Below are 5,405 nucleotides of genomic sequence, written 5' to 3'. Positions count from 1 at the left end.
GTAGTGGTACGAGGCGAGCACGCCCGAGGGCAGGGGTCGGCTGTTTCTCACGGGGTCTACCCTCACGTCCCTCGTCGCAGTGTCGTTCCCGCCGCGTACAGCAGGCCGCTCTTGGTGGGTTTCGGCGCGGACGCCAGGACGTCGTAACCGGCGTCGGCGATGGCCTGGGCCGCCGCCCTGCCGCCGCCGACGAATCCGGCGAGCAGCAGCCTCAGCCGCCCGTGGACGCTGCCCACCAGGGGGGCGCCCTCATCGAGCAGCCTACGTGCCCGTTCGGTCGCGCAGGCCACCAGGGTGCGGACCGAGGCGTTCGCGGTGGGGGCGGCGAGGTCGGCCTCGGAGACGTGGAAGCGCCGCATGTCCTCCTGCGGGAGGTAGATGCGGTCGCGGGCGAGGTCCTCGGCGACGTCCTGGATGTGCTCGATGAGCTGGAGCGCGGTGCAGACGGCGTCGGAGCGGCGGACGCGTTCGGGGGTGGCGGTGCCGGTGACGGCGAGGACGAGCCGGCCGACGGGGTTGGCGGAGTAGGTGCAGTAGCCGAGCAGCTGCTGGTGGTCGGCGTAGCGGGTGACACGCTGGTCGATCCGGTTGGCCTCGATGAGGTCGAGGAACGGCCGGGGGGTGAGGGAGCTGCGGCGCACGGTGGGGATGAGGGCGCGTACGAGCGGATGGCGGGGCGGGGCGCCGCCGTGGGCGCTGGTGAAGACGCGGTGCAGGTCGGCTTCGAGGGCGTCCAGCATGGGCAGCGGCTCGTCGGCCTGTGCCGGGTCGACGCCGAGGGCGCGGGCGTCGGCGCCGCCGGGGGTGAGGTCGCGGTCGCCGATGTCGTCGACGAGGCGGGCGTAGCCGTAGAGGGCCATCAGGTCCTCGCGCCAGGCGCGGGGGACGAAGGCGGGGGCCACGGGGAAGTTCTCACGGGCGGCTTTGGAGAGTACGGCCCGGGTGGGCTCGTCGGTGGCCGGTGCCGTCGTCATATCCGTCTTTCTACCGTGGGGTGCGCACGGGGACGGCCCCGGACACGCGGTCCGGGGCCGTGCCGGGCGTTACTTGCCGGTCTCTTCCTCGTAGGCCTTCATGACCTGTTCGGTGGGGCCGTCCATGACGAGTTCGCCCTTCTCCAGCCACAGCACCCGGTCGCAGGTGGACCGGATGGACTTGTTGTTGTGGCTGACGAGGAAGACGGTGCCCGCCTCCTTGCGCAGCTCGCGGATGCGGGCCTCGGAGCGGCGCTGGAACTTCTTGTCACCGGTGGCGAGGGCCTCGTCGATCATCAGGACGTCGTGGTCCTTGGCGGCGGCGATGGAGAACCGCAGCCGGGCGGCCATGCCCGAGGAGTAGGTGCGCATGGGCAGGCTGATGAAGTCGCCCTTGTCGTTGATCCCGGAGAAGTCGACGATGTCCTGGTAGCGCTCCTTGATCTGCTCCCGGGTCATGCCCATGGCCAGTCCGCCGAGCACCACATTGCGCTCACCGGTGAGGTCGTTCATCAGGGCGGCGTTGACGCCGAGCAGGGAGGGCTGGCCGTCGGTGTACACCTTGCCGCGCTCGGTGGGCAGCAGCCCGGCGATGGCGCGCAGCAGGGTGGACTTCCCGGAACCGTTGGAGCCGATCAGGCCGATGGCCTCGCCGCGGTAGGCGGTGAAGGTCACCCCGCGCACGGCGTGCACCTCGCGGACCCGCGCGGACGATTCGCGGCGGATGATGCGGCGCAGCGCGGCGGTGGCGTTGCCCTTGCTGCGCCCGCCGTAGACGCGGTAGACGATGTGCACGTCGTCCGCGATGACGGTGGGGACCCGCTCCAGCTCGTCCGCCGGGAGGGGGGATGTCTGCTCAGCCACGGCCATACCGCTCCTCCGCCTTCCAGAAGTACACGAAGCCCCCGATGCCGATCAGCAGGGCCCAGCCCAGGGCGTAGGCCCAGGTGAGACCCGGTACGCCACTGTACTGCGGGGTGTCGATCATGGCGTAGCGGATGAGGTCCATGTAGACGGCGGCCGGGTTGGCCTCCAGGACGTCGGCGACCCACACGGGGATGGAACTGCGCTCCTCGATCATCGCGCGCAGCGGGAACATCACACCCGAGGCGTACATCCAGGTGCGCAGCACGAACGGCATCAGCTGGGCCATGTCCGGGGTGTGGCTGCCCAGCCGGGCGAAGATCATGGCAAGCCCGGCGTTGAAGACGAACTGGAGCAGCAGCGCCGGGACGATCAGCAGCCAGGTCCACACCGGGTAGTGCCCGAAACCGATGGTGATCGCCGCGAGCACGATCATCGAGTAGAGCAGTTGCTGGAGCTGCTGGAGGGAGAAGGCGATCGGAAGGGAGGCCCGGGGGAAGTGCAGCGCACGGACCATGCCAAGATTGCCCGAGATGGACTTGACTCCCGACATCACCGAATTCTGGGTGAAGGCGAAGACGAACACGCCTGCCACCAGAAAGGGCACATAGTCCTGGTTGTCCATGCCGCCCCGGGCACCCAGGATCACGCCGAAGATCAGGAAGTACACCAGGGCGTTCAGCAGGGGCGTGGCCACCTGCCAGAGCTGGCCGAGTTTCGCCTGGCTGTACTGGGCGGCGAGCTTGGCCCGGGAGAAGGCGGTGATGAAATGTCGCCTGGCCCACAGCTGCCGTACGTAGGCGGGCAGGGAGGGCCTGGCGCCGCTGACGGACAGACCGTGTCTGGCCGCCAGTTCTGCCAGCGGAACGGCGCGTGGGGGCGCGCTGGCGCGCGTGGTCTCACTCAACGTTGAAACTTTCGTCCTCGCAGGGCACAGCCGTATGGGTTCCGGGGGTGAGCCGGCCCCTGGATGGTCTCAGACCCGAGCTTGTCAGATGACGGGAGGTCGGCCCAGCCGGGTCAGCCGCCATACCGTACGCCACCGCATCGGGCGGCGGGAGCCCGCGGGGGTGCGCCAGCCCTCGGCGAATCCGCCGAACCATGCCTTGAGCGCCGTCCACGAGGGGCGGCGCAGCAGGGTGAGCAGCATCCAGACGCCGAGGTAGACCGGGATCAGGGGCAGCGGCAGATTGCGCCGGGCCAGCCAGACCCGGTTCCTGGCCACCATCCGGTGGTAGTGCGTGTGCCGGGAGGGGGCGGTGGTGGGGTGGTGCATCACCAGGTCGGCGCGGTAGTCGATCTGCCAGCCCGCGTCCAGGGCCCGCCAGGCCAGGTCGGTCTCCTCGTGGGCGTAGAAGAAGTCGTCCGGGAGCCCGCCGACCTGGGCGAAGACCTCGGTGCGGACCGCGTTGGCGCCGCCGAGGAAGGTGGTGACGCGCGAGGAGCGCAGCGGGTCGGAGGCCCGCAGCCGGGGGACGTGGCGCCGCTGGGTGACGCCGGTGTCCGGGTCGGCGATGCGGAAGCTGATGATGCCCAGGCGCGGGTCGGCGGCGAACGCCTCGCGCACCGCCTCGGCGACCCCGGTGTCCGGCAGGTGCCCGTCGTCGTCGAGGAACAGCAGGATGTCGACGTCGCGCCCGGCGGGGCCGAAGGCCTCGATGCCGACGTTGCGCCCGCCGGGGATGCCGAGGTTCTCCGGGAGTTCGACGCTCTCCACGCCCTCGGGCAGTTCGGGGACGGGGGCGCCGTTGCCGACGACCACGGTCCGCACGGCGGCGCCGTCCTGCCGGGCGACCGAGTCGAGGAGGGCGCGCAGCTCGGCGGGCCGGGTGCCCATGGTGATGATCACCGCACCGACGGTGAGCCGCGCGGTGTCCACGGCGGTCACCGGAGCCTGCTGGAGGCCAGGATGGACACCAGGTGCAGCAGGGTCTGGACGACGGCGATCGCGGCCAGGAGGGCCACCCCGAGCCGGGTGAAGAACAGGTCGCCGCGCACCAGGTCGAGGATCGCGACGGCCAGGATGAGCAGCGAGGCCTCGACGCCGCCGACCAGCCGGTGGAACTTGAGCGCGGCGGCGGCCTTGCGGGCCAGGGCGAGTCCGGAGGAGCGGGGGGTGGCGGCCTCGTCCTTGACGGCGGGCAGTCCGCTGCGGGCGCGGGCCACGTCCACCAGGTCGGTCTCGGCCTTGATCAGGATGGCGCCGAGGGCGGCGACGGTGCCGATGAAGGCCCACAGCCAGTTGGCGGCCGGGCCCTCGACGGCGAAGACGTCGGCGGCCCGTACCCCGAAGCCGACCAGCAGCGCGGCCTCGGCCAGGTAATGGCCGACCCGGTCGAGGTAGACGCCGGTGATGGAGGTGGTGGAGCGCCAGCGGGCGACCTCGCCGTCCACGCAGTCCAGCAGCAGGTACAGCTGGATGAGCAGGGCGGCCAGGATCGCCCCGGCGATGCCGGGAACCAGCAGGACGCCGCCGGCGGCGATGCCGGCGAGGACCATGAGGTACGTCAGCTGGTTGGGGGTTATCCGGGTGTTGACCAGGTGCCGGGTCCAGCGCAGCGAGATCTCCCGCATGTACAGGCGCCCGGCCCAGTGCTCCCCGCTGCGCCGGTCCTTGACCCCTGCGGGGTGCACGACCGGGCGGAGTTCAGCTACTGATGGTTTTGACATAGTCGGCGTAACGGTCCCGGATCTCGTCGGTGGTCAGGTCGAGGTGTTCGAGGATGGTGAAGCGGCCGGGCCGGGTCTGTGGAGCGAACTCCACGGCCCGGACGAACTCTTCGGTGCTGAACCCGATCTCGTCGGGGAGGACGGGCAGCCCGTGCCGCCGCAGCACCTCGGCGATCAGCAGGCTCTCCTCGGCGGCGCCGCGCAGGTGCATGGCGAAGGCGGCGCCGAGGCCCACCTGTTCGCCGTGCGGCGCGGACCGGCCGGGGTAGAGCAGGTCGAGGGCGTGCGAGATCTCGTGGCAGGCGCCGGAGGAGGGCCGGCTGTGCCCGGCGATCGACATGGCGATGCCGGAGAGCACCAGGCCCTCGGAGAGGACGGTGAGGAAGCCGTCGTCGTCGCACCCGGCGGGGTGCCGCAGCACGGCCTGTCCGGCCTGCCGGGCCATGGCGGCGGCGAGTCCGTCGATCTGCTCGCCGGTCTCGCGGTGGGCCAGTTCCCAGTCGGCGATGGCGGAGATGTTGGAGAGGGCGTCGCCGATACCGGAGCGCACGAAGCGCACCGGGGCGTCCCGGATGACGTCGAGGTCCACGACGATGGCGATGGGGGTGGGCACCCCGTAGGAGCCGCGCCCCGCGTCGTTGTCGAGCGTGGAGATCGGGGAGCACAGGCCGTCGTGGGCGAGGTTGGTGGCGACCGCCACCATGGGGAGGCCGACCCGGGCGGAGGCGTACTTGGCCGCGTCGATGATCTTGCCGCCGCCGAGTCCGACGACGGCGTCGTAGTGGCCGGCCTTTATGGCGTCGCCCAGCGCCACGGCGGCGTCCAGGGTGCCCCCGGCCACCTCGTACCAGTCGGCGCCCGGCAGGTCGGCCTCCAAGCGGGCGCGCAGGGCGGCGC

General features: G+C 71.3%; 6 protein-coding genes. All 6 read right to left on the bottom strand.

What is annotated here, in order from left to right; all coding sequences use genetic code 11:
* Nucleotides 1-62 precede the first annotated feature (62 nt).
* On the bottom strand, nt 63-974 hold the full coding sequence (gene hpnC / locus ACFV5N_RS15585) for a squalene synthase HpnC (protein ID WP_385599280.1): 912 nt from the start codon (nt 972-974) through the stop codon (nt 63-65).
* A 69-nt stretch (nt 975-1,043) separates the two neighbouring features.
* Nucleotides 1,044-1,844 (bottom strand): ABC transporter ATP-binding protein, encoded by an 801-nt coding sequence (locus tag ACFV5N_RS15580; protein ID WP_385599277.1) that lies wholly within the window; start codon nt 1,842-1,844, stop codon nt 1,044-1,046.
* Nucleotides 1,831-2,745: an ABC transporter permease gene (locus ACFV5N_RS15575; protein WP_385599274.1), complete on the bottom strand. Its 915-nt coding sequence runs from the start codon at nt 2,743-2,745 to the stop codon at nt 1,831-1,833. The genes ACFV5N_RS15580 and ACFV5N_RS15575 overlap by 14 nt, the downstream gene beginning before the upstream one ends.
* Before the next feature lie 84 nt (nt 2,746-2,829).
* Complete coding sequence (locus ACFV5N_RS15570) at nt 2,830-3,675, bottom strand: glycosyltransferase family 2 protein (protein WP_385599289.1); 846 nt, start codon at nt 3,673-3,675, stop codon at nt 2,830-2,832.
* Nucleotides 3,676-3,722: 47 nt separating this feature from the next.
* Nucleotides 3,723-4,508, bottom strand: a complete 786-nt coding sequence (locus tag ACFV5N_RS15565; protein ID WP_385599271.1) for a CDP-alcohol phosphatidyltransferase family protein — start codon at nt 4,506-4,508, stop codon at nt 3,723-3,725.
* The coding region (locus ACFV5N_RS15560) for an iron-containing alcohol dehydrogenase family protein (RefSeq protein ID WP_385599268.1) at nt 4,486-5,405 on the bottom strand (920 nt) is incomplete at its 5' end. The genes ACFV5N_RS15565 and ACFV5N_RS15560, both read right to left, overlap by 23 nt.

It is taken from the genome of Streptomyces sp. NPDC059853 (assembly GCF_042731495.1).
Taxonomy (GTDB): domain Bacteria; phylum Actinomycetota; class Actinomycetes; order Streptomycetales; family Streptomycetaceae; genus Streptomyces.
This window is presented reverse-complemented; position numbering and strand designations above follow the sequence as displayed.

What these genes read in the sequence shown, in the direction of transcription:
- hpnC (WP_385599280.1), bottom strand. Translation starts at nt 974, where the DNA reads ATGACGACGGCACCGGCCACCGACGAGCCCACCCGGGCCGTACTCTCC.
- ACFV5N_RS15580 (WP_385599277.1), bottom strand. Translation starts at nt 1,844, where the DNA reads ATGGCCGTGGCTGAGCAGACATCCCCCCTCCCGGCGGACGAGCTGGAG.
- ACFV5N_RS15570 (WP_385599289.1), bottom strand. Translation starts at nt 3,675, where the DNA reads ATGGGCACCCGGCCCGCCGAGCTGCGCGCCCTCCTCGACTCGGTCGCC.
- ACFV5N_RS15565 (WP_385599271.1), bottom strand. Translation starts at nt 4,508, where the DNA reads ATGTCAAAACCATCAGTAGCTGAACTCCGCCCGGTCGTGCACCCCGCA.